The organism is Falsiroseomonas sp. CW058 (assembly GCF_050563535.1).
Lineage (GTDB): Bacteria > Pseudomonadota > Alphaproteobacteria > Acetobacterales > Acetobacteraceae > Falsiroseomonas.
Genome location: NZ_JBNXUO010000010.1, coordinates 26,394 through 52,755, shown reverse-complemented (window position 1 = coordinate 52,755; position 26,362 = coordinate 26,394). Strand labels below are relative to the sequence as shown.

Genomic DNA, 26,362 nt, shown 5'->3' with positions numbered 1-26,362 from the left:
TAGCATCGCGCGATGGACCACGGACTGCGCATCGCCGGCATCGCCCGCCCCGCGGAGGTTGCCTTCACCTTCGAGGGCGAGCCCCTGCGCGCGCCGGAGGGCGAGAGCCTGGCGGCGGCGCTGATGGCGGCGGGGCGGCGGAAGCTCGGCGACGGGCCGGGCGCGTCGCGTGCGGCCTTCTGCATGATGGGCGTGTGCCAGCAATGCCTGCTGCGCGTGGACGGGCGGCTGGCGCAGGCCTGCCTGGTGCCGGTGCGCGCCGGGCTGGTGGTGACGCGGGCATGAGCGCCGCCGCGGACCGCGGGACGCCGCATGATGTGGCGGTGCTCGGCGCCGGGCCGGCCGGCATGGCCGCGGCGGCCGAGGCGGCGTCGCGCGGCGCGCGGGTGGCGTTGCTGGAGGAATCCCCGGCCCCGGGCGGGCAGGTGTACCGCGCGCCGCCGCCGGGCTTCGCCGTGCCGCGCGATGCCGATGGCCGCGCGGGCGATGCGCTGCGCGCGGCGCTGGCCGCGAGCGGGGCGGAGGTCCGGACCGGCTGCCGCGTCTGGGGCGTCGGCGGCGGGCCGATGGTGCCGGCGGGCCAGCCGGCCGCGCCCTTCCGGCTGGATGCGCTCGGCCCCGATGGCCGGCCCTTCACGCTGGAGGCGCGCGCGCTGGTGCTCTGCCCCGGCACGCATGAGCGGATCATCCCCTTCACCGGCTGGACCACGCCGGGCGTCATCGGGCTGGCGGCGGCGACCATCCTGCTGAAGGCGCAGGGGCTGCTGCCCGGCCGGCGCGTGGTGGTGGCGGGGGCGGGGCCGCTGCTCTACGCGGTCGCGGCGAAGCTGCGGAAGGCGGGCGCGGGGGTCGCGGCGGTGGTGGACCTGGCGTCGCGCGGCGAATGGGCGCGCGCGCTGCCCGCGCTCGCCGCGCGGCCGGACCTGCTGGCGCGCGGTGCGGCCTGGCGGGCGGGTCTGCTGGCCGCCCGCATCCCGGTGCTCGCGGCGCATCGCGTAGTGGCGGCGGAAGGCGGCGACACCCTGCGCCGCGTGCGCGCCGCGCCGCTGGCCGGCGGGGTGGAACGCGCCTTCGACTGCGACGCGCTCTGCGTCGGGCACGGGCTGGTGCCCGCCACCGAGGCGACGCGCGCCTTCCGCGCCGCCCATCGGCACGAGGCGGCGTCGGGCGGCTGGGTGCCGGTGCTGGACGCGGACCGCCGGACCAGCGTGCCGCTGCTCCATGTCGCGGGCGATGGCGGGGGCGTGCGCGGCGCGGCGGCGGCGCCGGCGGCGGGCAGGCTGGCGGCGCTTGCCGCGCTGCGCGACCTCGGGCTGCTGGACGCGGCGGGACATGCAGCGGCGCGCGCGGCGCCGGCGGCGGAATTCGCCCGCGCCTCCCGCACCGGCGCGGCGATGGCGGCGATGATGGCGCTGCGCCCGGCCCTGGTGGTCGCCATCCCGCCGGAGACCACGGTCTGCCGCTGCGAGGGCGTGACGCGGGCGGAGATCGAGGCCGCGCTGGACGACGGGGCGGAGGACATGAACCAGCTGAAGCAGTTCACCCGCTGCGGGATGGGACCCTGCCAGGGACGGCTCTGCGGCGAGGCTGCGGCGGAACTGGTGGCGATGCGCGTCGGCGGGCGCGAACGCGCGGGCTTCGCCACCGGGCGGCTGCCGCTGCGCCCGGTGCCGATGGACGCGCTGCTCGGCGATTTCGACTATGCGGACATTCCCGTGCCGGCACCGGCGCCGCTGTGATGACCCACGACGTCGCGGTAGTCGGCGCGGGCGTGATGGGGTGCAGCACGGCGCTGCACCTGGCACGCGGCGGCATGAAGGTGGCGCTGCTCGACCGCGGCGCGATCTGCCGCGAGGCGTCGGGCGTGAATGCCGGCACGCTGACCATGCAGATGACCCGCGCCGCGCTGATCCCCTATGCGCTCCGCGCGCATGAGATGTGGCTGCGCATGCCCGAATGGTGCGATGGCGGGGATGTGCTGGCCACCGCATGCCCCGGCCTGTCCGTCGCCTTCACCGACCGCGAGGCGGCGATGCTGGAGGAACGCGCGACGGCACGCCGCGCCGCCGGCGCGCCGATCGAGCTGGTCACCCCCGCCCGCGCGCGGGAGATCGAGCCCGGCCTGTCCGACCGCATCATCGCCGCCGGGCACTGCCCGGTGGATGGCTTCACCAGCGCCTACCTCACCGGCCGCGCCTTCCGCCCGGCGCTGCTGCGCGCCGGGGTCGACCTGTCCGAGGGGCGCGCGGTGCGCGGCATCGACCGCGGGACGGGCGGCTTCACGCTCGACACCGCCGCCGGGCCGCTGCACGCGCGGCGCGTCGTGCTGGCCGGCGGCGTCTGGCTGGAGGAGATGGCCGCCTGGCTCGGGCTGCGCCTGCCGGTCAAGGTGCTGGTCAACCAGCTTGTGGTGACGGAGCGCGTCGCGCCGGTGATGCGCACGGTGCTCGGCGTCGCCTCCGGCCTGCTGTCGCTGAAGCAGTATGCCAACGGCACGGTGCTGATCGGCGGCGGCTGGCAGGGCATCGGGGACCGCCGGCGCGGCGGCCTGGCCGTGCGGGCCGAGAATTTCCAGGGCAATGTCCGCCTTGCCGCATTCACCATCCCGGCGCTGAAGCAGGCGCGGGTTGTGCGGTCCTGGCTGGGGCTGGAGGCGGAGACGGCGGATGCGCTGCCGGCCATCGGGCCGATCCCCGGCGTGCCGGATGCCTGGATCATCGGCAGCGTGCATTCCGGCTACACCAGCGGCCCCTATTTCGGGAAGCTGCTGGCGCAGACCGTGCTGGGGCAGCCGCCGGACCTGCCGTTGTTTCCCATCGACCGGCTGCTGGCCCCGGCCGCGCAAGCACAGGAAGACGCATGATCCCGCCAGGCCCGCGCCGCTTCCACGGCATCTATCCCTCCACCGTGCTGCCGATGCGGGAGGACTTCTCGCCCGACTGGGACGCCTATGCCCGCCACACCGGCCATTGCACGCTGCGCGACGGCATCGCGGGCGTGCTGATGAACGGCCATGCGGGGGAGAACTTCGTCCTCTCGCGCGCGGAGAAGCGGCGCGCGGTGGAGGTGACGGTCGCGACCGTCGGCGCGACGCGCATCGTCGTCGCCGGGGTGAACGCCGAGGCGAGCCTGGACGCAGCCGAGGAGGCGCGCGACGCGCGCGAGGCCGGGGCGGATGCCGTGATGGTCTTCCTGCCCAACGCCTTCGCGCTGAGCCACACGCCGGAGATGGCGCTGCTGCACCACCGGACCATCGCCGCCGCCGTGCCCGGCCTGCCGATCTTCCTGTTCCAGGCGCATCACGCCGCCGGCCGCATGGCCTTCACGCCGGAGACGATGGACGCGCTGCTCGACATCCCCGAGGTGGTGGGCATCAAGGAAGGCGGGTGGGAGGTGGACAGCTACGACGCGCTGCGCCGCCGGGTGAAGGCGAAGCGCCCCGACGTCGCGGTCTGCGCGAGCGGGGACGAACACCTGTTCGCCTGCTACGTCCATGGCTCCGACGGATCGCTGGTGTCGCTGGCGGACATCCTGCCCGATGCGGTCGCGGCGCTGGACCGCGCGGTGCGGGAAGGGGACCTGCCGCTGGCCCGCAGCCTGCACGAGCGGCTGGAGCCGCTGGCCGAGGCGATCTACGGCGCGCCCCCCGGCGGGCGCGCCACCGCGCGGCTGAAGTTCTGCCTGGCCGAGATGGGCATCATCCCATGCCCGGCGGTGCGCCCGCCGCAGCCCCCGGTCACGGGGCCGGAAGCGCGGATGCTGCAGGCGGCGATGCGGGAGACGGGGCTTTAGATCGCCGCGTCAGCCGCCTTTCCACCCAGCGGCCGAGGCTGGCGAGCGCCCAGCTGACCAGGAAATACAGCACCAGCGCCGTGCCATAGGTGATCAGCGCGGAGAAGCCGCGCTGCGTCAGCATCTTCGCGGCGAAGGTGATCTCGATGAAGCCGATCTGGCTGACCAGCGACGTCTCCTTCACCATGCTGAGCACATGCACGATGGAGGGCGGCAGGATCACCCGCCAGGCCTGCGGCAGCACGACGCGGCCGAGCACCTGCCAGGGCGGAATGTTCATGGTCAGCGCCGCCTCCCACTGCGTCGGGCGGACGGATTCGAGGCCGGCGCGGATGTTCTCGGCGGCCAGCGCGCTCATCCGGAGCGCGACCGCGGTGACGGCGACGGCCCAGAGCGGCGCTTCCAGCCGGGCGAACTGGCTGACGAAGAAGACCAGCAGCAGCAGCACCAGGAAGGGGATGCGGCGGAAGGTCTCGACCCACAGGATGCAGGCGGCGCGCACCACGCCCACCGGCATCAGCGGCCGCAGCCGCAGCGCCGCGAGCAGGAAACCCAGTGCATAGCCCGCCGCGCATCCCGCCACGCTCGCCAGCAGCGTGTTCAGCACCGCCTGCATCAGGAACTGCAGGTTCCACCAGCTGTAGAAGCGCGGCGCCTCGGCCACCAGCATGTCCCAGGCCGACATCAGAACGCCTTCGCCTTCACCCGGAACAGCCACCGCCCGACCAGCCACAGCAGGGTGGAGGCGACGATGGTGAGCGCGATGTAGATGACCGCCACGGTCGAGAAGATCTCGACCGAGCGGAAGGAGACGGCATTGGCGTTCAGCGCGCGCCCGGTCAGTTCTTCCACGCCGAAAATCGCGGCCATGGAGGTGCCGAGCGTCATGATGATGTAGTGGTTCGACAGCGCCGGATAGAGCGCGCGGACCACATGCGGCGCGATCACGTACCAGACCGTCTGCGTCCGGCTGAAGCCCATGCAGGCGGCCGCGTCCAGCTCGGCCTGCGGCACGCTCGCGAAGCCCGCGCGCTCGATCTCGGTCAGGTAGGCGCCGGCGTTCAGCGTCATCCCGATCAGCACGGCGGCGACGGGGGACAGGATGATGCCGATCTCCGGCAGGGCGAAGAACAGGAAGAACACCTGCACCAGCTGCGGCGTGTAGGTGAAGAAGCGCACATAGGCGGTGACGAGCGCGCGAACCGGCCAGGCGCCGAAGGTCAGCGCCGCCGCGCCCGCCAGCCCGATCAGCAGCCCGCCCGCGAAGGCCACCGCCGCGATCCACAGCGCGACGAAGGCCCCCGCGAGGAAATCCGGCAGGTATTGGACGATCTGGCCGTACTGGAGGGTCAAGCGACGGGGCCTCGGAGCCCTCTCCCGCCGGCGGGGGAGGGTTGGGTTGGGGCGGGGCGGCGGGCCTTCAGAACATCGGGTTGAAGGGGATCGGCGTCTTCATCGGCTCGCCGAACCACTTCTCCCAGCTGCGGCCGACGAAGCCTTCCCGGTGCATCTCGAACAGCACGACGTTCAGCACGTCCTTCAGCCCGTGGTTGCCCTTCTGCACGCCGATGCCGACCCAGGTGCTGGCCAGCACCTGGTCCAGCACCTTCCACTGCACCTGCGGGAAGTTCCGCAGCGGCACCACCACGCTTTCCAGCACGTCCACCATCGCATCCGCCCTTCCCTGCGCCAGCGCACGGAAGCAGTCGGGATAGTTGTCGAGCAGCGTCACCTGCGCCTGCGCCGCATTGGCCTGGATCCAGGGAACCCCCACCGTGCCGCGCACCTGCACCAGCCGCGCCTGGCGGTTGTTGAGGTCGGAGGGCTGGTTGATCGGCACCGCGGTGCCGGACTGCTTCGTCAGCACCACCACCGACTGCGTGTGCAGCGGCACCGTGTAGTCGATGACCAGCGCGCGTTCCACGGTGCGGGTGATGGCGCCGAGCACGATGTCGATGCGGTCCGCCTGCAGGAAGGGGATGCGGTCGGGGCTGCCGACCTGCACGATCTCCAGCTCCACATTCATGCGCCGCGCGATCTCGCGCGCGATGTCGGCGTCGAAGCCGTCGATCTGGTTGCGCTCGTTGAAGGTGCCGAAGGGCGGCAGGGTGGGGTTGATGCCGGCGCGCAGCCGGCGGGAGGACAGCACCTGTTCCAGCGGGCGCGCGCCCGCGGCGGCGGGCAGCAGCCCCGCACCGGCGGCACCCGCGACGAGCGCGAGGAGGTGGCGGCGGTCGAATCTCGGCATGTCGGGCTTCCCTGTCGGCGGCGTCGCTGCGCTGCCGAAAGGCTAGGACGCCTTCGCGATGCCTCGCAAGGGCATGACGCCCGGCGTGACATCCCCCGCGCGCTCAGCGCGACATCCCCCGCGCGCTCAGCGCGACATCCCCCGCGCGCTCAGCGCGACATCCCCCGCGCGCTCAGCGCGACATCCCCCGCGCGCTCAGCGCGACATCCCCCGCGCGCTCAGCGCCGCCAGCAGGCCGCAGACCAGCAGCGGCGGCGCCACCATCCACCAGGCCACCGTGGCCAGCGCGCCGAGCGCCGGCGGCACCAGCAGCTGCGCCAGGTTGTTGCCCTGGATCACCAGCCCGACCGCCGGCGCGACCAGCGCCGGCACCGGCACCGCCCGCGGCACCAGCGCGAAGCAGGCCGCCGGCAGCAGCCCGCCCACCCCGCAGGCGGCGATCGCCAGCAGCACCGCCGCGGCGGGATGCGGCACGATATAGACGCCGGCCGCCAGCACCGACATGCAGGCCGCCCCCGCCAGCACCAGCCGTTCCGGCGCAGCGCCGCGCTGCATCAGCAGGCCGGACACCAGGTTGCCCGCGGCATTCGCCAGCGCCGCCAGCGCCGCCGCCGCGCCCGCCGCCCCGGTCCCCGCGCCGAGATGCTCGAGCCGCGCGGGAAGGAAGGCGGCGATGCCGAGATACATGACGTTGTAGGCCGCGAATGCCGCCGCCACCCGCATCGGCCGCCGCGCGGCCCGCAGCGCCGAAAGCTGCGCGCGCATGGAAGGCCGCGTCGTCGTGTCCGGCTCGGCATCCGGCACCAGGCGCCAGCACAGCAGCAGCGTCGCGCCCAGCAGGGCGGCGAGCGCCAGCCAGGCGCTGCGCCAGCCGAACGCCTCCACCACCGGTGCCGTCACCAGCCCCAGCGCGACGCCGAGCGGCATGTAGGTGCCCCACAGCCCCATCGCGAGGCTGCGGTCCCGCCCCGCCGTCGCGGCCGAGATCAGCGCCGGCGCCGCCACCGTCAGCAGCAGGAAGCCCGCGCCCTCCGCGATGCGCGCCAGCAGCAGCGGCGGGGTCGATGGCGCCAGCGCCGCCGCGAAGGCCGCCGCCGCGCCGATCCCGATGCCGCCGAGCAGCGCCCGCCGCGGCCCGATCCGCGCGGCGCCGAGCCCGATGGCCAGCCCGCCCAGCCCCGCCAGCAGCGCGAACAGCGACACCAGCAGCGCGGCGCCGGACAGGCCGAGCCCGAATTCCGCGCCGATCGTGGTCATCGCCGCCGGCACCTTGCCGATCTGCGCCGCCCCCGCGATGCCGGCGAGCAGCATGGCCCAGACCGCCGGCCAGTCGGTCGGCCGCCCGGGCGCGGAGGCCCGGCCCGTCACCGACGCTCGATCAGTTCCACCTGCGCGCCATCCGGCGCCGCGAAGAAGGCGATCCGCACGCCCGGCCGCGCCTCCTTCGGGCCGGAGACCAGAGGAACCCCCTTTGCCGCTAGGTCGGCGACCGCGGCATCGAGGTCGTCGGTGCCAAGGCCGATATGCTCGATGCCCAGGAAGGGTGGCGCAGGAGGGGCATGGGTGCCGGGCGGCACCTGTTCGATGAACAGGGTGACGCCGGCGAGGTCCAGCACGACGCGCAGCCGGCCCGAGACCTGCACGCGGCTGCGGATGGCCGCGCCGAAGGCATCCGCCCAGACCGCGGCGGCGGCTTCGGGGTCGGGGCTGCGGAGGTGGATGTGGTCGAAGCGATAGGGGCTCATCCCCGAAGTCTCGCGCATTCGTTGCTGCCGCGCCACCCGGCGCCGTCACCCCGGCTTGTCCGCCGACAAGGTAGGAAGCAGCGGGCGCAGGCCCTACCCTGTCCGCGACCGGCTGGGAGAACACATGGCGGAGGGTCGGCATCTGCTGCTGGCGGGCGGCGGGCACGCGCATGTCGAGGTGCTGCGCCGCCTGGCGCTGAAGCCCCTGCCCGGCTGGCGCGTCACGCTGCTGACGCGGGAGCCGCGCGCGCCCTATTCCGGGATGCTGCCGGGGGTCGCGGCGGGGCTGTACCGGCCGGACCAGGCGCTGATCGACCTTGCGCCGCTGGCCCGCCGCGCAGGTGCGGAGCTGGTGGTGGACCGGGTGGCCGGGCTCGACCCCGCCGCGCGGCTGCTGCGGCGCGAAGGGGGCGCGCCGCTGGCCTTCGACCTGCTCTCGATCAACACGGGGGCGACGCCGGACCTGGCGCGCGTGCCGGGCGCGGCGCGCCACGCCCTGCCGCTGAAGCCGATCGACGCGCTGCTGCCGCGGCTGGATGCGCTGGTCGCCGCCGCGCGGGAGGGGATGGTGGTGGCGGTGGTGGGCGGCGGCGCGGCAGGGTCCGAGATGGCGCTGGCGCTGGCCGCGCGGCTGCGGCCGCGGGGGGTGCGGCTGGTGCTGGTGGCGGGCGCGGCCGGCCTGCTGCCGGGCTTCCCGGACCGGCTGCGGGAGAGGCTGCGCGCGGCGCTCGCGGCGCGGAAGGTGGCGTTGATGGAGGGCGACGACGTGGCCGAGGTGGTGGCCGAGGGGCTGGTCTTCCGCCGTTCCCCCCCGCTCGCCGCCGAGGCCGTGCTCTGGGCCACCGGCGCGGCGCCTGCGCCCTGGCTGGCGGAAAGCGGGCTGCGGCGCGACGCCGCCGGCTTCCTCCGCGTGGAGGACACGCTGCTGGCGGAAGGGCAGGCCGGCATCTTCGCGGCCGGCGACGTGGCGAGCTTCGCCGCGCGCCCGCTGCCCAAGGCCGGCGTCCATGCCGTGCGGCAGGGGCCGCTGCTGGCACGCAACCTGCGCGCCGCGGCGGAAGGGCGCGGGCTGAAGCCCCATCGCCCGCAGGCCGACACGCTGTTCCTGATCTCGCTCGGCGACCGGCAGGCGATCGGCACGCGCAACGGCTTCGTCTTCGGCGGGCGCTGGGCCTGGCGGTGGAAGGACTGGATCGACCGCCGGTTCATGCGCCGCTACGCGGAGGAAACGGCATGACCTGGCGCGACCGGCGCATCTGGATCGCGGCCGCGGCGGTCGCGCTGCTGGCGGCGCTGCGCTTCACCCCGCTGGGCGAGGCGCTGTCGCTGGAGACGCTGGCGCGCCACCGGCAGGCGCTGGCGGGCTTCGTCGCGGCGAATGCGCTGCTGGCGGCGGGGGCCTATCTGCTGGTCTATGTCGCGGCGGTCGCCTTCTCGGTCCCCGGCGCGGTGGTGCTGACGCTGGCGGGGGGATTCCTGTTCGGCGCGGCGGCCGGCACGGCGCTGACGGTGGTGGCGGCGACGGTGGGCGCGACGCTCGTCTTCCTCCTGGCGCGGCGGATCTTCGGGGCGGATGCTCTGGACCGGCTCGGCCCCCGCGCGGCGGGGCTGGCGGAGGGCATCCGGCGCGACGCCGCCTCCTACCTGCTGGTGCTGCGGCTGGTGCCGCTGTTCCCCTTCTTCCTGGTGAACCTGGTGCCGGCCTTCTGCGGCGTGCGGCTGCCGGTCTTCGTCGCCACCACGCTGCTGGGCATCCTGCCCGGCACCGCGGTGTTCAGCCTGGCCGGCGCGGGGCTGGGCGAGGTGCTGGAGGCCGGCGGCACCTTCGAGATCGGGCGCGTGCTGACGCCGACGATCCTCGGCGCGCTGCTTGGCCTCGCGGCACTGTCGCTGCTGGCGATCCCGCTCCGCCGCCGCTTCTCACGCGAGTAGCGCGGCAAGCTCCGGCGAGAGGCCGACCGTTTCCATCCCCGCGCGCGCCGGCGGCGGCACGCGCGCGGCATCCATCACGGCGCGGATGCCGGTGGCGACGGAACAGAGCACCGGCGCGGGCACCCGCCCCTCCAGCTTCGGCGCGAGGCCGGCAAGGCCGGCGCCGCCGAGCACGACCACATCCGCCCCGTCCACTTCCACGCTGGCGCGGCAGGCTTCGGCCAGCAGCGCGACCGCACCTTCCGGGTCGCGGGCGATGTCGCCGCCGGAAGGTGCTACGGTGCGCACCCCCGCCAGGCGCGCGGCAAGGCCCCGGCCGGCGAAGAACTCGGTCAGCATCGGGCCCCAGGCGGCGCCGCCGGTCACCACGCCGAAGCGCCGCCCGATGCGGCAGGCGGCCTCGGCCGAGGCGTCCGCCAGGCCCACCACCGGCACCGGCGCGACCTCCCGCAGGGCGTCGAGCCCAGGGTCGCCGAAGCAGGCCAGCAGCACCGCGTCGCAGCCCGCGCCGTGGGCCGCATAGGCATCGAGCGCCGCATGGGCCGCGATGGCGGAGGCCGCGCGGCTGGCGATGTAGCGCGCGCCGAAGCGGCCGGTGGCGCCGACGAAGCGGGTGCCGGGCGGCGCCATGGACTGCGCCATGGCGACCAGCGTGCCGGTGATGGCCTCGGTCGTGTTGGCGTTGAGGAGGAGGATGCGCATCCCCCCGGCATGGCGCGCCGGCCGGCGGAGCGCAAGACGCGATCGGGTGCGCCCCCCGGGATGCCCCCGCCCCGTGACGCGCGCCGCCGGCCGCCGCACAATGGGGGCGGCATCGAGGAGTGGATGATGAAGACGCGCGCCGCCGTGGCCTGGGCAGCCGGCAAGCCCCTGCAGGTGATGGATGTCGAGATCGGCGGCCCGAGGGCCGGCGAGGTGCTGGTGGAGGTGAAGGCCACCGGGCTCTGCCACACCGACCTCTACACCCTGTCGGGCGCCGACCCCGAAGGGCTGTTCCCCGCCATCCTGGGGCATGAGGGCGCTGGGATCGTGCGGGAAGTGGGGGCCGGCGTCACCAGCGTGAAGCCGGGCGACCACGTCATTCCGCTGTACACACCGGAATGCCGGCAGTGCAAGACCTGCCTGTCGCAGCGGTCCAACCTCTGCACCGCCATCCGCGGCACCCAGGGCAAGGGGGTGATGCCGGACGGCAGCAGCCGCTTCTCCTGCGAGGGGACGCAGGTGATGCACTACATGGGCTGCTCCACCTTCGCGAACTTCACCATCCTGCCGGAGATCGCGCTCGCGAAGGTGCGCGACGACGCGCCCTTCGAGAAGATCTGCTACATCGGCTGCGGCGTCACCACCGGCATCGGCGCGGTGATCAACACCGCGAAGGTCTGGCCGGGCGCCAACGTGGCGGTGTTCGGCCTGGGCGGCATCGGGCTGAACGTCATCCAGGGCGCGCGGATGGTCGGGGCCGACCGCATCATCGGCATCGACCTGAACCCGGGGCGTGAGGAGATGGCCCGGAAGTTCGGCATGACGGACTTCATCAACCCCGACGCGATCGGCCGCGACAAGGTGGTGCAGGCGATCGTCGACCTGACCGGCGGCGGCGCCGATTTCAGCTTCGAATGCATCGGCAACGTCCAGGTGATGCGCCAGGCCCTGGAATGCACGCATCGCGGCTGGGGGGAGAGCATCATCATCGGCGTCGCCGGCGCGGGGCAGGAGATCGCGACCCGCCCCTTCCAGCTCGTCACCGGCCGGGTCTGGAAGGGCACGGCCTTCGGGGGCGCGCGCGGGCGGACCGACGTGCCGAAGATCGTGGACTGGTACATGCAGGGGAAGATCGACATCGACAGCCTGATCACCCATGTGATGCCGCTGGACCGGATCAACCACGGCTTCGAGCTGATGGAGCGGGGCGAATCGATCCGGTCGGTGGTCGTCTACTAAGTCGTCGCGCCGCGCCCCGCACCCCCTCCGCCCCACCCCGCCCGCGGGACGGGGCGGGTTCGGGGGCAAGGGGCCGGGGCGGGTTGAGGGATCGATGCTGCGCCTGACGGAAGTGAAGCTGCCGCTGGACCACGCCGAGGGCGCGATCGAGGCGGCGGTGAAGGATCGGCTTGGCCTGCGGGAGGGGGAGCTGCTCGGGCTCTCGGTGGCTCGCCGCGGCTGGGACGCTCGGCGGAAATCCGCGATCGAGCTGGTCTACACGCTCGACCTGCGGCTGGCGGACGAGGCGGGGGTGCTGCGGCGCGCACAGCGCGACCGGCAGCTGGCGCGCACGCTCGCCCCCTCCCCCGACATCCGCTACCGCCCGGTGGCGCGGGCGCCGGACGGCCTGGCGGAACGCCCGGTGGTGGTCGGCGCCGGCCCCTGCGGGCTGATGGCCACGCTGGTGCTGGCCGAGATGGGCTTCCGGCCCATCCTGCTGGAACGCGGCAAGGCGGTGCGGGAACGCACGAAGGACACCTGGGCGCTCTGGCGCCGCGGCGTGCTGACCGAGGAGAGCAACGTCCAGTATGGCGAGGGCGGGGCCGGCCTGTTCTCCGACGGGAAGCTCTATTCCGGCATCAAGGACCCGCTGAACTACGGCCGCAAGCTGATGGAGGAATTCGTCGCCGCCGGCGCGCCGGAGGAGATCCTGTTCGTCTCCAAGCCGCATATCGGCACCTTCCGCCTGGTCACGGTGGCGGAAGGCCTGCGCGCCAAGATCGAGGCGCTGGGCGGCGAGTACCGGTTCGGCGCGAAGGTCGTCGACCTCGACATCGAGGAGAGGCGCGACGGCACGCGGGACCTCCGCGGCCTGGTGCTGGAGGACGGCGCGACCCTGGCGGCGCGGCACGTCATCCTCGCGCTCGGCCACTCCGCGCGGGACGGCTTCGCGATGCTGCATGCGCGCGGCGTCGCGATGGAGCAGAAGCCGTTCAGCATCGGCGTGCGGATCGAGCATCCGCAGGGCCTGATCGACCGCGCCCGCTACGGCGACTGCGCGCGCCACCCCATCCTCGGCCCCGCCGACTACAAGCTGGTGCATCACGGCGCCAATGGCCGCAGCACCTATTCCTTCTGCATGTGTCCCGGCGGCACCGTGGTCGCCGCCACGAGCGAGGCGGGGCGCGTGGTGACCAACGGGATGAGCCAGTACCTGCGCGCGGAGCGCAACGCCAATGCCGGCATCGTCGTGGGCATCGACCCCGCGGACTATCCCGGCGGGCCGCTCGCCGGCATCGACTTCCAGCGCCACTGGGAGGAACGGGCCTTTGCGGCCGGCGGCGGCGGCTACCGCGCGCCGGCGCAGCGCGTGGGGGACTTCCTCGAGGGCCGCGCCTCCACCGCGCTCGGCGCCGTGGAGCCCAGCTACAAGCCCGGCGTGACGCCGACCGACCTGTCGCTCTGCCTGCCGGATTTCGTGGTGGGCGCGATCCGCGAGGCGCTGCCCGCCTTCGGCCGCCAGATCCGCGGCTTCGACATGGCGGATGCGGTGATGACGGGGGTGGAGACGCGCACCTCCTCCCCCCTCCGCATCCCGCGCGGCGCGGATTTCCAGAGCCTCAACACCGGCGGGCTCTACCCCGCCGGGGAAGGCGCGGGTTATGCCGGCGGCATCTATTCCGCCGGCGTGGACGGCATCCGCGTGGCGGAGGCACTGGCGCGCCGGATGCTGGCCCAGGCGCAGGCACAGGCCGCCTGAGATGACGGACTACGATGTCGTTGTGCTCGGCGCCGGGGCGGCGGGGCTGTTCTGCGCGATGCGCGCGGGCCAGCGCGGGCGGAGCGTGCTGTTGCTCGACCATGCCGAGGAGGCGGGGAAGAAGATCCTCATCTCCGGCGGCGGGCGCTGCAACTTCACCAACACGGGCTGCGTGCCGGACCGCTTCCTGTCGGGCAACCCGCATTTCGCGCGCTCCGCCCTGGCGCGCTACACCGCGCAGGACTTCGTGGAGCTGGTGCGCAAGCATCGCATCGCCTTCCACGAGAAGACGCTGGGACAGCTGTTCTGCGACGGGTCGGCGCGGCAGATCGTGGCGATGCTGCTGGCGGAATGCGCCGCGGCGGGGGTGGACCTGCGGCTCGGCCATCGCGTCACCGACGTCACGCGCGCGGACCGCTTCCGCATCGCGACCGGCCATGGGGAGTTCACGGCGCAGAGCCTGGTGCTGGCCACCGGTGGCCTCTCCATCCCGAAGATGGGCGCGACGGGGCTCGCGTACGACATCGCGCAGCGCTTCGGCCTGGCGCTGACCGAATGCCGCCCGGCGCTGGTGCCGCTGACCTTCGGCGATTCGCTGCTGGAGCTGATGCGCCCGCTCGCCGGCGTCGCGCTCGATGCCGTCGCGCGCTGCGGCCGCGCGGCCTTCCGGGAAGCGATGCTGTTCACCCATCGCGGCCTGTCGGGCCCGGCCATCCTGCAGGCCTCCTCCTACTGGCGGGAAGGGCAGCCCGTCACGCTCGACCTGCTGCCGGACCGCGACGCACCCGCCCTGCTGCTGGCGGCGAAGCGCGGCCGCCCGCGCGCGGAATCGCGCACCGTGCTGGCCGAGATGTTGCCCGCGCGGCTGGCCGGGGCGCTGGCCGCGCAGCACCTCCCCCCGCGCCCGATCGGCGAGACCGGCGACGCCGATCTCCGCCGGCTCGGCGCCATGCTGAAGGCCTGGCAGCTGAAGCCGAGCGGGACGGAGGGCTATGCCAAGGCCGAGGTGACGCTCGGCGGCATCGACACCGCCGCGCTCTCCTCCCGCAGCATGGAGGCGAAGGCGGTGCCGGGGCTGTTCGCCATAGGCGAGGCGGTGGACGTCACCGGCTGGCTCGGCGGCTACAATTTCCAATGGGCCTGGTCGAGCGGCTGGGCGGCCGGCGAGGCCGCCTGATCAGCGCGGCGTCCCGGACCGCGGCGTCCCGGACCGCGGCGTCCCAGACCGTGACGTCCCCGGGTCCGTGATGTCCTCGATCCAGGTCAGCGCGGCAACAGCGCGCGGGAAGCCCAGCGTCGGGATGGCCAGCAGCGCGACCTGCTTCAGCGCCTCGGGCGCGATCCCTTCCTCCATCGCGCGGCGGCAATGGGAATGGGTGCCGCCTTCCGACCAGGCGCCGATGGCCAGGGCCAGCTTCACCAGCCGCAGCGTCTCGCCGGAGATGGGGCCGGCTTCGGAACAGGCGGCGCCCAGGCTGGCGAAGGCGCGATAGACCTCCGGATAGGACCGCGCCACATGGCCGGCGGCAGCGGGCAGGTCTTCCTTCGTCTCGGCCATCCTCGTCTCCTCGGGCTTGATGCGCGGGGCCAACGCGCCAGGGCCGGCCGGGATCACCAGGTGAGTTCGGCCACCGCGATCCGGTTCTCGGCCGCCGGCCAGGCGCGGGCGACCACGCGCTCCTCGTTGAAGATGCAGGGGACCGGCCGGCCGAGTTCCGCCGCCGGCAGCCGCAGCGTGGCGGTGGCGGCGATGGCGACGCCGGGGCGCAGTTCCGGCGGCTGGCGGCCATCCACCAGGACCACGTCGCGCGGGATGCCGAAATAGCCGCGCGGGCGGGTGAACAGCAGCACGCCGCCGCCCGACTCGCGCTCCGCCGCCGTCAGCGGCCGGGCGGGGCGCAGATGGACCACATCGGAGGACCGGGGATAGGGCCCGCGATAGGAATGGGTCACCGGGTGGTCCGGCGCGGCGATCACGAATTCCAGCGACCAGTCCGGCGCGACCGTCACCGGGCCCCAGCTGCCGTCGGCGCCCGTCGTCTCCCGGTGCAGCGGTTCCTCCCCGATGCGCTCGGCAGTGGCGGGATGGACGCGCCAGACCTCCACCACCGCGCCGGTGACCGGCCGGTTGGTCGCCGGGCCGCCGCGGGTCGAGGTGACGAGCCCGTCCAGCACCGGCTCGGCCTCCGCCGTCACGGCCAGGGTCGCGGGCTCCCGCCCGGCGATGAAGCGGAACTGTTCCCGGAAGGCGCGCCAGTGATAGGCGACCTCCCGGTGGTCGAGCCCGGGCAGGACGAGGTTGGTGGCGCCCCGCAGCTCCGGCCCGTCCACGTCGGTGCCCGTCGGCCGGTCCGGCGTGGGGGACCAGATGGCGCGGGGCTGGGCGAAGACGTCGTTGGCGTCGCTCCGCAGCGTCAGGAACTCCGTCCCCGGCACCACATCCGTCGTCCCGCCGTTCAGGCGGCGGAGGAAGTCGCTGTTCGCGTTGAACTCGCGGTTGCGGATTTCCGGCCAGTCATAGACGCCGCGGTTCGGCGTGCCGCAGAGCACGGCATGGGAGAGGCCGGCGCCGCCGCCCCGATGCGCCGCGAGGTCGCGGATCGGATAGCCGCCGCGGGAATTGCCGATGGCGGCGATGCGCGGGCTGCCGGTGCGGCGGCGCAGTTCCTCGGCGAAGGCGGCCAGGCGGTCCGTCTGCTCGGCGCTGCCGCTGCGGCCGGGCTGGGGCACCGCGTCGTCGTCGCGCGCCAGCGGGTCCGGCATGTTCACCGCCATCAGGCGATCGCGCGGCCAGCCGTTGCTCTCCCAGCGCCACAGCGTCGTCATCCACAAGGCGGCGTGGTCCCCGTTGCCGTGGACGAACAGCACCGGCGGCAGCGGCGGCTGGGCGCGGGCGCCGCGCGGGGCGGCCAGGGCGAGGGCGGAGAGCAGGGCGGCGCGGCGGGTGATCTGCATGACCCCGAGGCTAGCGCATTTCCGGCCGGCGCCCATGCGCCGCGGCGGGGAAAATGCGCGCGCAACGATGGCTCGGCCCTTCCCGCCCCGGCCATCCGGTGCGAGCCTCACCCGAAGGTGGGACTGGTCGGGGGATCGCGGGATGGATGGGTTCGAGCGGCGGCTGCTGGACCAGTGCGGGCTGGACGTGCCGTGGGAACTGGTGGAGGCCTTCTCCCGCACGCCGCGCTGGATGCCGGAGGATGTGAACCGCGGCGGGGCGATGATCGCCGACCGCCTGCGCGCGCTCGGCATTCCCGTCACGGTCCACATGCCGGAGATCTACCTGGCCGTGCCGCTCTCGGCCTCGGTCGAGGCGGGGGGCGTGGTCCACCGGGCGAAGCCGCCCACCTCCTCTCTCCCGGTGCCGGAGGGGCGGACGGCTCCGCTGGTCCACCTGCCGGCGAACCCGCAGGCGTTGCGGTCCTACTCCCGCGACATCGGGGAGCTGTTCGGCGGCGCGGTGCGGGACGAGGCGGAGGCGCGGGCGAAGGTGGCGGGGAAGATCCTGCTGACCGAGGGCTTCGGCAACCCGGCCATCGCCTCCCTGGTCGAGGAATGGGGCGGGGTCGGCGTGATCGCCGCCAATCCGGGCGTCGATGTCCACTGGGGCACCTGCACCACCATCTGGGGCACGCCCGACCTCGACGACCTGCCGCGCAAGCCGAAGATCCCGATGGCGACGGTGAACAGGGCCTCGGGCGAGGCGCTGCGGCGTGTGGCGGAGGCCGGCGGCAGCGCGACGATGCGGAGCGAACTGCTGGAGGGCCTGTTCCCCCAGGCCGTGCCGGTGGTGGACATCCCCGGCACCGACGGCACCGGGGACTTCGTGCTGCTGCACGGCCACTACGACAGCTGGGATGTCGGCGTCGGCGACAACGCCACCGGCAACGCGGCGCTGCTGGAGATCGCGCGCGTGCTCTGGGCCAACCGCACGGCGCTGCGGCGGGGCGTGCGCATCTGCTGGTGGCCCGGCCATTCCACCGGCCGCTACGCCGGCAGCACCTGGTACGCGGACGCCTTCGCGATCGAGCTGGACGAGCATTGCGTGGCGCAGGTGAACTGCGACAGCCCGGGATGCCGCTGGGCGTCGAGCTTCCACGACACCACCACCATGTCGGAGACGCGCGCCCTGGTGGAAGCCGCGATCGGGGCGGTGGCGCCGGGCGCGCCCTTCGCCACCAAGCGGCCGAAGCAGGCCGGCGACTACAGCTTCTCCAACATCGGCATCACGGGCTTCTACATGCTGAGTTCCACCATGCCGAAGGCGCTGCTGGCGGAGAAGGGCTACTACGAGGTCTCGGGCTGCGGCGGCAACATCGCCTGGCACACCGAGAACGACACGATCGAGATCGCGGACCGCGACAACCTGCTGCGGGACATCCGCATCTACCTGCTGTCGGTCCTGCGCGTCACGCAGCCGGAACGCCTGCCCTACGACTTCGCGGCGACGGCGGAGGAATTCCTGGCGACGGTCGAACGCTACGCGAGCGCCGCCGGCGCCCATGCCGACCTGACGCCGGCGCTGGAGGCGACGCGCGCGTTGCGCGACGCGCTGCCGAAGCTGGCCGCGGCGCCCGCGCCGCGCGCCAATGCCGCGATGAAGCGGCTGGCGCGCATCCTGGTGCCGGTCAACTTCACCACCGGGCCGCGCTTCACGCATGACCCCGCCTACACCGCGCCGCCCCTGCCCTGCCTGGCGGTCGCCACGGATCTGCGCCGCCATTCCGGCCAGATGCTGGGCTTCGCGAAGACGCAGATGATGCGCGGGCGGAACCGCTACGTGGCGGCGCTGCGGGAAGCGCGGCGGGTGGTGGACGCGGCGGCCGTCTGAACCGGCCGGGCGGCATCTTCACGGCGGCGGCGCGGGCGTGCAGCATCGCCGCATCCGGCCCGCCGCCGCCCGCCCGACCCAGGAAGGAACCCCGATGACCGACGCCCTGCCCGACAGCCTCGCCGCCGCCGTCAGCGGGCCCGGGATGATGGCGAACCTGCGCGAGATTGCGCGCTGGGTGAAGCTGTCCGGCACGGCGGAGGAGCGGGAGGCGCTCGGCTTCGTCGAGGGGCGGATGCGGGAGTACGGCTACCGCACGCAGGTGCTGCTGCACGACGCCTTCATCAGCCTGCCCGGAAAGGCGGGGGTGAGCGTGGACGGCAAGGCGGTCACCGCCATCACGCAGTCCTTCTCCCAACCCTCGCCGGCCGGCGGGCTCTCGGGCGTGCCGGTCTATATCGGCCACGGGACGGAAGCGGATTTCGCGCGCACGGATGTCGCCGGCCGCATCGTGCTGGTGGAAGGCATGGCCACGCCCGCCGTAGCGCAGCGGGCATCGCGGGCGGGGGCGGCGGGGCAGCTGCACATCAGCCACCACGGGCACATCCACGAGATGTGCATCTCCCCCGTCTGGGGCAGCCCGGGCACGAGCACGCTGGACGACCTGCCGCGGACCGTGGTGTGCAGCGTGGACGACGCCGATGGCGGCGCAATCCGCGATGCGCTGAAGGCCGGTGGGTCCCCGGTGGTGACCCTGCATGCCGAGGTCGACACGGGCTGGCGCAGGACGCCGATCCTGGTCTGCGACCTGGACGCCCCGGACGGGCCGGATGCGCCCTTCGTGCTGATGTCGGGCCACCACGACACCTGGTATTTCGGCGTGATGGACAACGGCTCGGCCAATGCCGGGATGATGGAGGTGGCGCGGCTGGTGGCACAGCGTCGCTCCGCGCTGCGGCGGGGCTTCCGCATCTGCTTCTGGTCCGGCCATTCGCATGGCCGCTATTCCGGCTCCGCCTGGTACGCCGATGCGCATTGGGACGAGCTGGACCGGCGCTGCGCCGCCCATGTCAACGTGGACAGCTTGGGCGGCGCCGGCGCGACGGTGCTGGAGAACGCCGCGGCGATGACGGAGCTTCGCCACCTCGCGGCGGAAGCGGTGCAGGCGGTCACCGGCCAGGCCTATGCGGGCAAGCGCAAGGCGCGCAATTCCGACGAGAGCTTCGTCGGCATCGGCGTGCCGTCGATGCTGGGGTCGATCAGCGAACAGCCGGCGAAGCATGCGCAGGCGCGCAACGCGCTGGGCTGGTGGTGGCACACGCCGCACGACCTGATCGACAAGGTGGACGAGGCCAACCTGGTGCGCGACACGCGCGTGCTGCTGGCGGTCTGCTGGCGGCTGCTCTCCTCCACGGTCCTGCCGCTCGACCACGCCGCGACGGCGGCGGCGCTGGTGGCGGAGCTGAAGGCGCTGGCCGCCCCGCTCGACGGGCGCTTCCCGATCGGGGAGCTGGTGGCGAAGGCCGAGGCGCTGCACGCGCTGGCCGCCGCCATCCCGGCCGCCGCCGAGGTGCCGGAAGCCTCGGCGAGGGCGGCGGATGCGGCGCTGATGCGGGCGTCGCGCGCGCTGGTGCCGGTGGACTACGCGCTGGGCGACCGCTTCCTGCACACGGCCGCGCTGCCGCTGCCGGCCTGGGCGGCGCTGCAGCCGCTCCGCGACCTCGCCGCCACCCCGGCCGGGACGGATGCGGAGAGACACGCGGCGGTGGACGCGCTGCGCGCGCGCAACCGCGTGGCCCACGCAATCCGCGAAGCCGCCGCGGCGCTCGGCGCCGCCCGTGCGGCGCTGGCGGCATGAACATCCGCTTCGACGGCCGGGCGGTCGCGGTCAGCGGCGGCGCCATCGGCTTCGGCCGCGCCATCTCCCGCCGCTTCGCGGCGCTCGGCGCGCGGGTCTTCAGCTGCGACCTGGACGCGGCGGGGCTGGAGGAGGCGCGGGCCGGCACCACCATCGAGACCGCGGTGGTGGACCTGGCCGACCGCGCGGCGGCGGGCGCCTGGATCGCCGGGGTGGAGGCCGCGGCCGGCGGCCCGCTCGACGTGCTGGTGCACAATGCCGGTGGCACGCTCGGCCGCGCCTTCGCCCGGATCGAGGACGCGACGGACGAGGCCTGGGACGCGATCCTGGCGGTGAACCTCAACGCTGCCTTCGCGCTGTGCCGCGCCGCGGCGGGCGGGATGCGGCGCGCGGGGCGGGGGCGGATCGTCACCATCTCCTCCACCGCCGGGCTCCAGGCCTCCCGCACCGGCATCCAGGCCTACACGGCGGCGAAGCACGGGCTGGTCGGGCTGACGAAGCAGCTCGCCGCGGAACTCGGGCCGCACGGCATCACCGTCAACAGCGTGGCGCCGGGGCTGCAGTACAGCACGCCCGACAGGATGACGCTGTGGCAGGCGCGGCCGGAGGCGGAGCGGCAGGCGGTGCTGAACACCATCGCGCTGCGCCGCCTGGGCGAGCCCGACGACATCGCCGACGGCGTCGTCTTCCTCGCTTCGGACCATGCGAAGCTCATCACGGGACATGTGCTGCCGGTGAATGGCGGCCGGCTGTAGGGAATGACGGACATGCGCAACGACGAACAGGTCTGGCGCCTGGTGGACGAGAGGCGGGACGCCTATGCCGCGCTCAGCGACAAGGTCTGGGGCACGCCGGAACTCTGCTATGCCGAGCACCGGTCGGCGGCCGAGCATGTGGCGATGCTGGAAGCCGAGGGCTTCCGCGTGACGCGCAACGTGGCCGACATCCCGACCGCGGTGATGGGCGAAGCCGGCGAGGGTGGGCCGGTCATCGCCATCCTCGGCGAATACGACGCGCTGCCGGGCCTCGCGCAGGAAGCGGGGGTGGCGGAGAAGCGGCCGGTCCCCGGCGACGGCAACGGCCATGGCTGCGGCCACAACCTGCTCGGCGCCGGGTCGCTGCTGGCGGCGGCGGCGGTGAAGGACTGGCTGAAGGCCAACGGGCTGCCGGGCCGCGTGCGCTACTACGGCTGCCCGGCCGAGGAAGGGGGGGCGGCCAAGGGCTTCATGGTGCGCGCGGGCGCCTTCGACGACGTGGACATCGCCATCTCCTGGCACCCCGCCGCCTTCTCCGGCGTGAACGAGCCGGTGTCGCTGGCGAACACCCGCATCGACTTCAGCTTCGCCGGCCGCGCGGCCCATGCCGCGAGCAGCCCGCATCTCGGCCGTTCCGCGCTGGATGCGGTGGAGCTGATGAATGTCGGCGTGAACTACATGCGCGAGCACATGCCGTCGGATGCGCGCATCCACTACGCCTATCTCGATGCCGGCGGCATCGCGCCGAATGTCGTGCAGTCCCGCACGAAGGTCCGCTACCTGATCCGCGCGCGGAACCTGCAGGAGCTGAACGGCCTGGTCGCGCGGGTGCGGAAGATCGCCGACGGCGCGGCGCTGATGACGGAGACGACCGTGACCACGCAGGTGATCTCCGCCGTGTCCAACCTGCTGGGCAACACCCCGCTCGAAGCGGCGATGCACGACAACTTCATGCGCCTCGGCCCGCCCCCCTTCACCGACGCGGACCGGGCCTTCGCCGCCGAGATCCAGAAGACGCTGAGCGAGGAGGACATCCTGTCCACCTACCGCCGGCAGGGTGTCGTGCCGGAGAGGGGCAAGTCGCTCTGCGACGCCATCGTGCCGCTTGGCGCCAAGGGCGCGGGGATGAACGGGTCGACCGATGTGGGCGACGTGTCGTGGAAGGTGCCGACCGTGCAGGCCCGCGGCGCGACCTACGCCATCGGCACGCCGGGCCATTCCTGGCAGGTGGTGGCGCAGGGGAAGAACGCGGCGGCGCATACGGGGATGGTGCATGTGGCGAAGGTGATGGCGGGGACGGCGGTGGATGCCCTGCTGCACCCCGACCTGATCGCCCGCGCCAGGGCCGACCACCAGGCGCGCACCGGCGGCAGGCCGTATCAGAGCCCGCTGCCGCCGGACGCGAAGCCTGCGCTCGGCATGTCGCTCGCGGAGTGAGGGGCGCGGGCGGTGATGCCCGCTTGCGGGACCGCCGCCGCCGCGTCACGCTGCGTGAAACTCCGCCGGGAGTGCCGGGATGAAGACGCGCCTGCTCGCCGCCCTGATGCTGTCCGGGATCGCCGCCCAGGCCCCGGCACAGGAATTGCGGATCGGCTTCAAGGCGGCGGTGGATGGCGCCGACCCGCACCTGAACTACACGCCGAACCGCAACGTCCAGCTGCATGTCTGGGAACCCCTGGCACTCCAGGATCCCTTCATGCGCCTGCTGCCGGGGGCGGCGACCTCCTGGCGCGCCATCGACGACACCACCTGGGAATTCACCCTGCGCGAAGGGCTGCGCTTCCACGACGGCACGCCGGTGACGGCGGAGGACGTGGTCTTCTCCGTCCGCCGCGCGCGCGACGTCACCGGCATCCGCACCTTCATCGCCCAGACCCGCAACGTGGAGAGCGTGGAGGCGAAGGACGCCCGCACCGTCCTGGTCCGCACCCGCGGCCCGGCGCCGCTGCTGCCGCACCAGATGGCCGTGGTCGCCATCGTCTCCGCCCGCGGGGCCGAAGGCGCGACGGAGGCGGATTTCAACGGCGGCCGCGCTGCCATGGGCACCGGCCCCTATCGCTGGGTGCGGCTCAGCCCGGGGCAGGAGGTGGTGATCGAACGCGCCGCGTCGCACTGGCGGGAGCCGGAGCCCTGGCAGCGCGTGTCCTTCCGCTTCATCGGCAACGACAGCGCGCGGGTGGCGGCGCTGCTGGCGGGCGACGTGGACGTGATCGACCAGGTGCCGCCCTCGCTCTACGCCCGCGTGCGAGAGAGCGAGCGCAGCCAGCTCGTCGGCACGACCGGGCTGTTCACGCTCTATATGTATCTCGACCACCACCGGGACCGCGTGGCCTTCGCCACCGGCGCCGATGGCCAGCCGCTGGACCGCAACCCGATCCGCGACCCGCGCATCCGCCAGGCGATGAACCTGGCGATCAACCGCGCGGCGCTGGCGGAACGCGCGATGGAAGGCGGGGCGGAGCCGATCGGCCAGTTCGCCGCGCGCGGCTTCATCGGGCATGAGCCCTCGCTCGGCATCCCGCCCTTCGACCCGGCGCGGGCCCGCGCCCTGCTGGCGGAAGCCGGGCATCCGAACGGCTTCAACCTGACGATCCAGTGCACCAATGACCGCTTCGCGGGGGATGCGCGGACCTGCCAGGCGGTGGCGCAGATGTTCACCGCGGTCGGCATCCGCACCACGGTGGAGGCGCTGCCCTCCTCCGTCTTCTTCCGGCGTGCCAACGGGGCGCAGGGGATGGACCCGGAATTCACCGCCTTCCTGGCGATCTTCGCCTCCTCCACCGGCGTCGGGAGCGAGAGCATGACGACCATCCTCCGCACGCGCGATCCGGTGCGCGGCGCGGGGTCGCTGAACCGCGGGCGCTATTCCAACCCGGCCTTCGATGCGGCGCTGGACCGGGTGGATTCCGCCTTCGACGAGGCCGAGCGCGACCGCCTGTCCGGCATCGCCGCGCGCATCGCGATGGAGGACAACGCCATCCTGCCGATCTTCGCGCTGCGCGCCACCTACGGCGTCCGCCGCGGGCTGACGATCACCCCCCGTGGCGACGGCTACACCTTCGCCACGACGATCCGCGCAACGCGCTGACCGGCGGCGTCGCGCCGGCGTTGACGGAACCCGGCCACGGCGCCATCGTATACAATGATGGTTGTCGGCGATGCCCGGCTTGGATTCCGGGAAGGGGGCGTTGCATGCTCGACGTGCCTTGCCCGATCGAGGGAATGCGCCCGGGGCCGTCCTCGATGCCGCCGGGCTGGACGGTGCTGCCGGGCGCCGCGCTGGTGGCCCTGGCCGAGTCGTCGCGCCCGCCCGAACGCCGGGTGGCGCTGCTGAACCCGACCTTCGGCCTCGCCCTGGTCGATGTGCTGCCGGCCGGCGCGCCGCCGCTCGACCGTGACGAGGTGGAGGCGACGGCGGCGCGGGTCCGGCGGCGGCTCGACCTGGCGCGGTTCGGCTGCATCTTCCCCGGGCATCTGCCGGTCCTGCATCTCGGCCTGACGGAGGCGGAACTGCCGCGGATCGGCGCGGTGATCGAGGCCGCCTTCGCGGCGCGCGCGCCGCTCGACCTTCCGGCGGGGGGGGCCTGGCTTCCCGCGGTGGCGCGCGCGCTGACGACCACGCCGGTGGAGGTGCCGCTGGCCTCCGCGGCCGAGTTGCGGCGGCAGGGACGGACGCGCATGCGGCACCTCCGCCAGGGCCTCGGCGCGGCATCCGCGCTGGCGGTCGCGCTCGCCGGCGTGGTGATGCTGCGCGCGCCGGGGGAGGAGGATGCGCCGGCGGCGCCGCGCGCCGGCAGCCCCATCGCGCTGTTGTCGATGCCGATCGAGGGCCTGGCCGGGATGCGCCCCGCCGAGGCCGCGGCCCCGGGCGAGCCCAAGGACCCGGCGCAGGCGGATGCCACCGGGGCCGAGGCGTCCCCGGGCGCGGCACCGGCCGGGGCGGCCGCTGCCGCCGGGGGCGGCACTGGCGACACGCCGCCCGAGGCCGCCACGCCGACCGCACCGGTGCCCGAGCCCGACGCGCCGCGCCTCGGCGACCTCGCGCGCGAGACGCCGGCCGTCACGCCGCCTGCGCCCGTCGTAGCCACGCCGGCGCTGCCAGTGCCGGAACCCGACGCGCCGCGCCGCGGCGACCTCGCGCGCGAGACGCCTCCGGTCGCGCCGCCTGCGCCCATTGTCGCCTCGCCGATGCCCTCGCCCGAACCGGCGCGCCCTGGCGCGGCAACGGCGCCCGCCCCCACCACATCCGCGCCAACCGCCACGGCCGCGGCGGCGCCCGCGCCGCGGCGGCCGGCGCAGGATGCGGCGCTGCTCCGCGTGCTGCTGACGCGGGGCGAGGAGATGCTCGCGCGCGGCGATGTCTCCGGCGCGCGGCTGATGTTCCGCCGCGCGGCGGAAGGCGGCAGCGGCGAGGCCGCGCGCGCCCTCGCCCGCAGCTACGACCCCGCGGTGCTGGCCGGCCTCGGCGTGCGCGGCATCCGGCCCGACCCAGCCGAGGCGGCGCTGTGGTACCGCCGCGCCGCGGAACTCGGCGTGAACTGACGAGGACCGAGCCGATGACCGCCCTGCCCCGCCGCGCCCTGCTCGCGGCCGCCGCCACGCTCGCTTCCCTGCCCGCCGCCGCCCAGCAGGGCGGCGTCACGACGCTGAACGCCATGGCGGCGCGCGCCAATGCCGGCACCGTCGGCATCGTGGCCGGCGGCATCGACGGCACCTACATCCGCATCGCCGCCGACCTCGCCGCCGTGCTCGACGACAGCGAAAGGCTCCGCGTCATCGCCATGCTCGGCCGCGGCAGCGTGCAGAACATCGCGGACATCATGGTATTGCGCGGCGTCGACCTCGGGATCGTCCAGTCCGACGTGCTCGCCTTCGCACGGCGCGAGAGGCTGTTCCCGATGGTGGAGCGGCTGATCCAGTATGTCTGCAAGCTCTACGACGAGGAGGTGCACATCCTCGCCGCCCCCGGCATCACCCGCGTGCAGGACCTGGCGGGGCGCCGGGTCAATGTGGACCTGCGCGGCAGCGGCACGGCGATGACCGCCTCCCTCATCCTCGAGGCGCTGGGCATCCGCGTGCAGGAGGAGAACGCGACCCAGGACGCCGCGCTGGACCGCCTGCGCCGGGGCGAGATCTCGGCCCTCGTCTATGTCGCCGGGCGGCCGGCGCGGCTGTTCTCCGGCATCCGGCCGGACGAGGGCCTGCACTTCCTGCCCCTGCCGGCCGATGCCGGCCTGCTGCAGACCTACCTGCCCGCGCGGCTCGGCCCGGAGGACTATCCCGGCCTGGTGCCGCCCGAGGGCATCGACACGCTGGCGGTCGGCGCGGTGCTGGCGGTCTATGCCTGGCCGCCGGGGACCGAGCGGCACCGCAAGGTCGCGCGCTTCGTCGAGGCGCTGGGCGCCAATTTCGAGTCCTTCCTGCGCCCGCCCCGCCACCCGAAGTGGCGCGAAGTGAACCTTGCTGCCGAAGTTCCGGGCTGGACGCGCTTCGGCGCGGCGCCGGGGCGCCAATAAGGCAGGATTGCCCGGTTCACCTGCGCCCGGCGCCGTCCTAGGCTTCGCCCGACGGCAAGGGATTGC

General features: G+C 74.1%; 24 protein-coding genes. 16 read left to right on the top strand and 8 right to left on the bottom strand.

Annotated features, from left to right (window positions below; genetic code table 11):
• The first annotated feature begins 12 nt into the window (after positions 1-12).
• The 4 genes from ACK8OX_RS10350 to ACK8OX_RS10335 are packed head-to-tail and all read left to right on the top strand — an operon-like array spanning position 13 to position 3,792.
• Positions 13-285 carry a (2Fe-2S)-binding protein gene (locus tag ACK8OX_RS10350; RefSeq protein ID WP_430663961.1) on the top strand — a complete coding sequence of 91 codons (273 nt, stop codon included), beginning with the start codon at positions 13-15 and terminating at the stop codon, positions 283-285.
• Complete coding sequence (locus ACK8OX_RS10345; RefSeq protein WP_430663960.1) at positions 282-1,739, top strand: FAD-dependent oxidoreductase; 1,458 nt, start codon at positions 282-284, stop codon at positions 1,737-1,739. The genes ACK8OX_RS10350 and ACK8OX_RS10345 overlap by 4 nt, the downstream gene beginning before the upstream one ends.
• Positions 1,739-2,863 carry an NAD(P)/FAD-dependent oxidoreductase gene (locus ACK8OX_RS10340; protein ID WP_430663959.1) on the top strand — a complete coding sequence of 375 codons (1,125 nt, stop codon included), beginning with the start codon at positions 1,739-1,741 and terminating at the stop codon, positions 2,861-2,863. The genes ACK8OX_RS10345 and ACK8OX_RS10340 overlap by 1 nt, the downstream gene beginning before the upstream one ends.
• Positions 2,860-3,792 carry a dihydrodipicolinate synthase family protein gene (locus ACK8OX_RS10335; RefSeq protein WP_430663958.1) on the top strand — a complete coding sequence of 311 codons (933 nt, stop codon included), beginning with the start codon at positions 2,860-2,862 and terminating at the stop codon, positions 3,790-3,792. The genes ACK8OX_RS10340 and ACK8OX_RS10335 overlap by 4 nt, the downstream gene beginning before the upstream one ends.
• Here ACK8OX_RS10335 and ACK8OX_RS10330 read toward each other — a convergent pair.
• The 5 genes from ACK8OX_RS10330 to ACK8OX_RS10310 form a co-directional block, all read right to left on the bottom strand.
• Positions 3,737-4,477: an amino acid ABC transporter permease gene (locus tag ACK8OX_RS10330; protein WP_430663957.1), complete on the bottom strand. Its 741-nt coding sequence runs from the start codon at positions 4,475-4,477 to the stop codon at positions 3,737-3,739. The two genes, ACK8OX_RS10335 and ACK8OX_RS10330, sit on opposite strands and share 56 nt — an antisense overlap.
• Positions 4,477-5,145, bottom strand: coding sequence for an amino acid ABC transporter permease (locus ACK8OX_RS10325; protein ID WP_430663956.1), 669 nt, complete (start codon positions 5,143-5,145; stop codon positions 4,477-4,479). Before ACK8OX_RS10325 ends, ACK8OX_RS10330 begins: the two co-directional genes overlap by 1 nt.
• 67 nt (positions 5,146-5,212) lie before the next feature.
• Positions 5,213-6,040, bottom strand: coding sequence for a transporter substrate-binding domain-containing protein (locus tag ACK8OX_RS10320; protein ID WP_430663955.1), 828 nt, complete (start codon positions 6,038-6,040; stop codon positions 5,213-5,215).
• A 195-nt stretch (positions 6,041-6,235) separates the two neighbouring features.
• Entirely contained in the window at positions 6,236-7,408 is a 1,173-nt protein-coding gene (locus ACK8OX_RS10315) for an MFS transporter (protein WP_430663954.1), read from the bottom strand.
• On the bottom strand, positions 7,405-7,785 hold the full coding sequence (locus ACK8OX_RS10310; protein ID WP_430663953.1) for a VOC family protein: 381 nt from the start codon (positions 7,783-7,785) through the stop codon (positions 7,405-7,407). The genes ACK8OX_RS10315 and ACK8OX_RS10310 overlap by 4 nt, the downstream gene beginning before the upstream one ends.
• 124 nt (positions 7,786-7,909) lie before the next feature.
• On the opposite strand from ACK8OX_RS10310, the gene ACK8OX_RS10305 reads away from it, so the two are divergent.
• Together ACK8OX_RS10305 and ACK8OX_RS10300 are read left to right on the top strand one after the other, a co-directional pair.
• A complete protein-coding gene (locus ACK8OX_RS10305) occupies positions 7,910-9,022 on the top strand; it encodes an FAD-dependent oxidoreductase (protein WP_430663952.1) in 1,113 nt (370 codons plus the stop codon).
• Positions 9,019-9,717 carry a TVP38/TMEM64 family protein gene (locus tag ACK8OX_RS10300; protein ID WP_430663951.1) on the top strand — a complete coding sequence of 233 codons (699 nt, stop codon included), beginning with the start codon at positions 9,019-9,021 and terminating at the stop codon, positions 9,715-9,717. The genes ACK8OX_RS10305 and ACK8OX_RS10300 overlap by 4 nt, the downstream gene beginning before the upstream one ends.
• Here the strand turns inward: ACK8OX_RS10300 and ACK8OX_RS10295 are convergent.
• Entirely contained in the window at positions 9,706-10,419 is a 714-nt protein-coding gene (locus ACK8OX_RS10295) for an aspartate/glutamate racemase family protein (RefSeq protein WP_430663950.1), read from the bottom strand. The two genes, ACK8OX_RS10300 and ACK8OX_RS10295, sit on opposite strands and share 12 nt — an antisense overlap.
• 126 nt (positions 10,420-10,545) lie before the next feature.
• Here ACK8OX_RS10295 and ACK8OX_RS10290 point away from each other — a divergent pair, with 126 nt between their 5' ends.
• The 3 genes from ACK8OX_RS10290 (at position 10,546) to ACK8OX_RS10280 (ending at position 14,576) form a co-directional block, all read left to right on the top strand.
• The gene (locus ACK8OX_RS10290; protein ID WP_430664069.1) at positions 10,546-11,658 is read left to right on the top strand and encodes an S-(hydroxymethyl)glutathione dehydrogenase/class III alcohol dehydrogenase; all 1,113 of its coding nucleotides are present in this window, start codon (positions 10,546-10,548) and stop codon (positions 11,656-11,658) included.
• 94 nt (positions 11,659-11,752) lie between these two features.
• The gene (locus ACK8OX_RS10285; RefSeq protein WP_430663949.1) at positions 11,753-13,399 is read left to right on the top strand and encodes an NAD(P)/FAD-dependent oxidoreductase; all 1,647 of its coding nucleotides are present in this window, start codon (positions 11,753-11,755) and stop codon (positions 13,397-13,399) included.
• A gap of 1 nt (position 13,400) precedes the next feature.
• A complete protein-coding gene (locus tag ACK8OX_RS10280) occupies positions 13,401-14,576 on the top strand; it encodes an NAD(P)/FAD-dependent oxidoreductase (RefSeq protein WP_430663948.1) in 1,176 nt (391 codons plus the stop codon).
• Here the strand turns inward: ACK8OX_RS10280 and ACK8OX_RS10275 are convergent, their stop codons facing one another.
• Both ACK8OX_RS10275 and ACK8OX_RS10270 read right to left on the bottom strand, forming a co-directional pair.
• The gene (locus ACK8OX_RS10275) at positions 14,577-14,957 is read right to left on the bottom strand and encodes a carboxymuconolactone decarboxylase family protein (protein ID WP_430663947.1); all 381 of its coding nucleotides are present in this window, start codon (positions 14,955-14,957) and stop codon (positions 14,577-14,579) included.
• A gap of 53 nt (positions 14,958-15,010) precedes the next feature.
• Entirely contained in the window at positions 15,011-16,354 is a 1,344-nt protein-coding gene (locus tag ACK8OX_RS10270) for a hydrolase (protein WP_430663946.1), read from the bottom strand.
• A gap of 142 nt (positions 16,355-16,496) precedes the next feature.
• Here ACK8OX_RS10270 and ACK8OX_RS10265 point away from each other — a divergent pair, with 142 nt between their 5' ends.
• From ACK8OX_RS10265 to ACK8OX_RS10235, 7 genes are all read left to right on the top strand, one after another.
• Positions 16,497-18,227 (top strand): M28 family peptidase, encoded by a 1,731-nt coding sequence (locus ACK8OX_RS10265; protein ID WP_430663945.1) that lies wholly within the window; start codon positions 16,497-16,499, stop codon positions 18,225-18,227.
• Positions 18,228-18,321: 94 nt separating this feature from the next.
• Complete coding sequence (locus ACK8OX_RS10260; RefSeq protein ID WP_430663944.1) at positions 18,322-20,025, top strand: M28 family peptidase; 1,704 nt, start codon at positions 18,322-18,324, stop codon at positions 20,023-20,025.
• Entirely contained in the window at positions 20,022-20,780 is a 759-nt protein-coding gene (locus tag ACK8OX_RS10255; protein WP_430663943.1) for an SDR family NAD(P)-dependent oxidoreductase, read from the top strand. Before ACK8OX_RS10260 ends, ACK8OX_RS10255 begins: the two co-directional genes overlap by 4 nt.
• Positions 20,781-20,792: 12 nt before the next feature.
• Positions 20,793-22,217, top strand: coding sequence for a M20 family metallopeptidase (locus ACK8OX_RS10250; protein ID WP_430663942.1), 1,425 nt, complete (start codon positions 20,793-20,795; stop codon positions 22,215-22,217).
• Between the two features lie 79 nt (positions 22,218-22,296).
• Positions 22,297-23,868, top strand: a complete 1,572-nt coding sequence (locus ACK8OX_RS10245; protein ID WP_430663941.1) for an ABC transporter substrate-binding protein — start codon at positions 22,297-22,299, stop codon at positions 23,866-23,868.
• Positions 23,869-23,972: 104 nt separating this feature from the next.
• On the top strand, positions 23,973-25,322 hold the full coding sequence (locus ACK8OX_RS10240) for a hypothetical protein (RefSeq protein ID WP_430663940.1): 1,350 nt from the start codon (positions 23,973-23,975) through the stop codon (positions 25,320-25,322).
• A 14-nt stretch (positions 25,323-25,336) separates the two neighbouring features.
• Positions 25,337-26,296 (top strand): TAXI family TRAP transporter solute-binding subunit, encoded by a 960-nt coding sequence (locus ACK8OX_RS10235; protein WP_430663939.1) that lies wholly within the window; start codon positions 25,337-25,339, stop codon positions 26,294-26,296.
• Positions 26,297-26,362 lie beyond the last annotated feature (66 nt).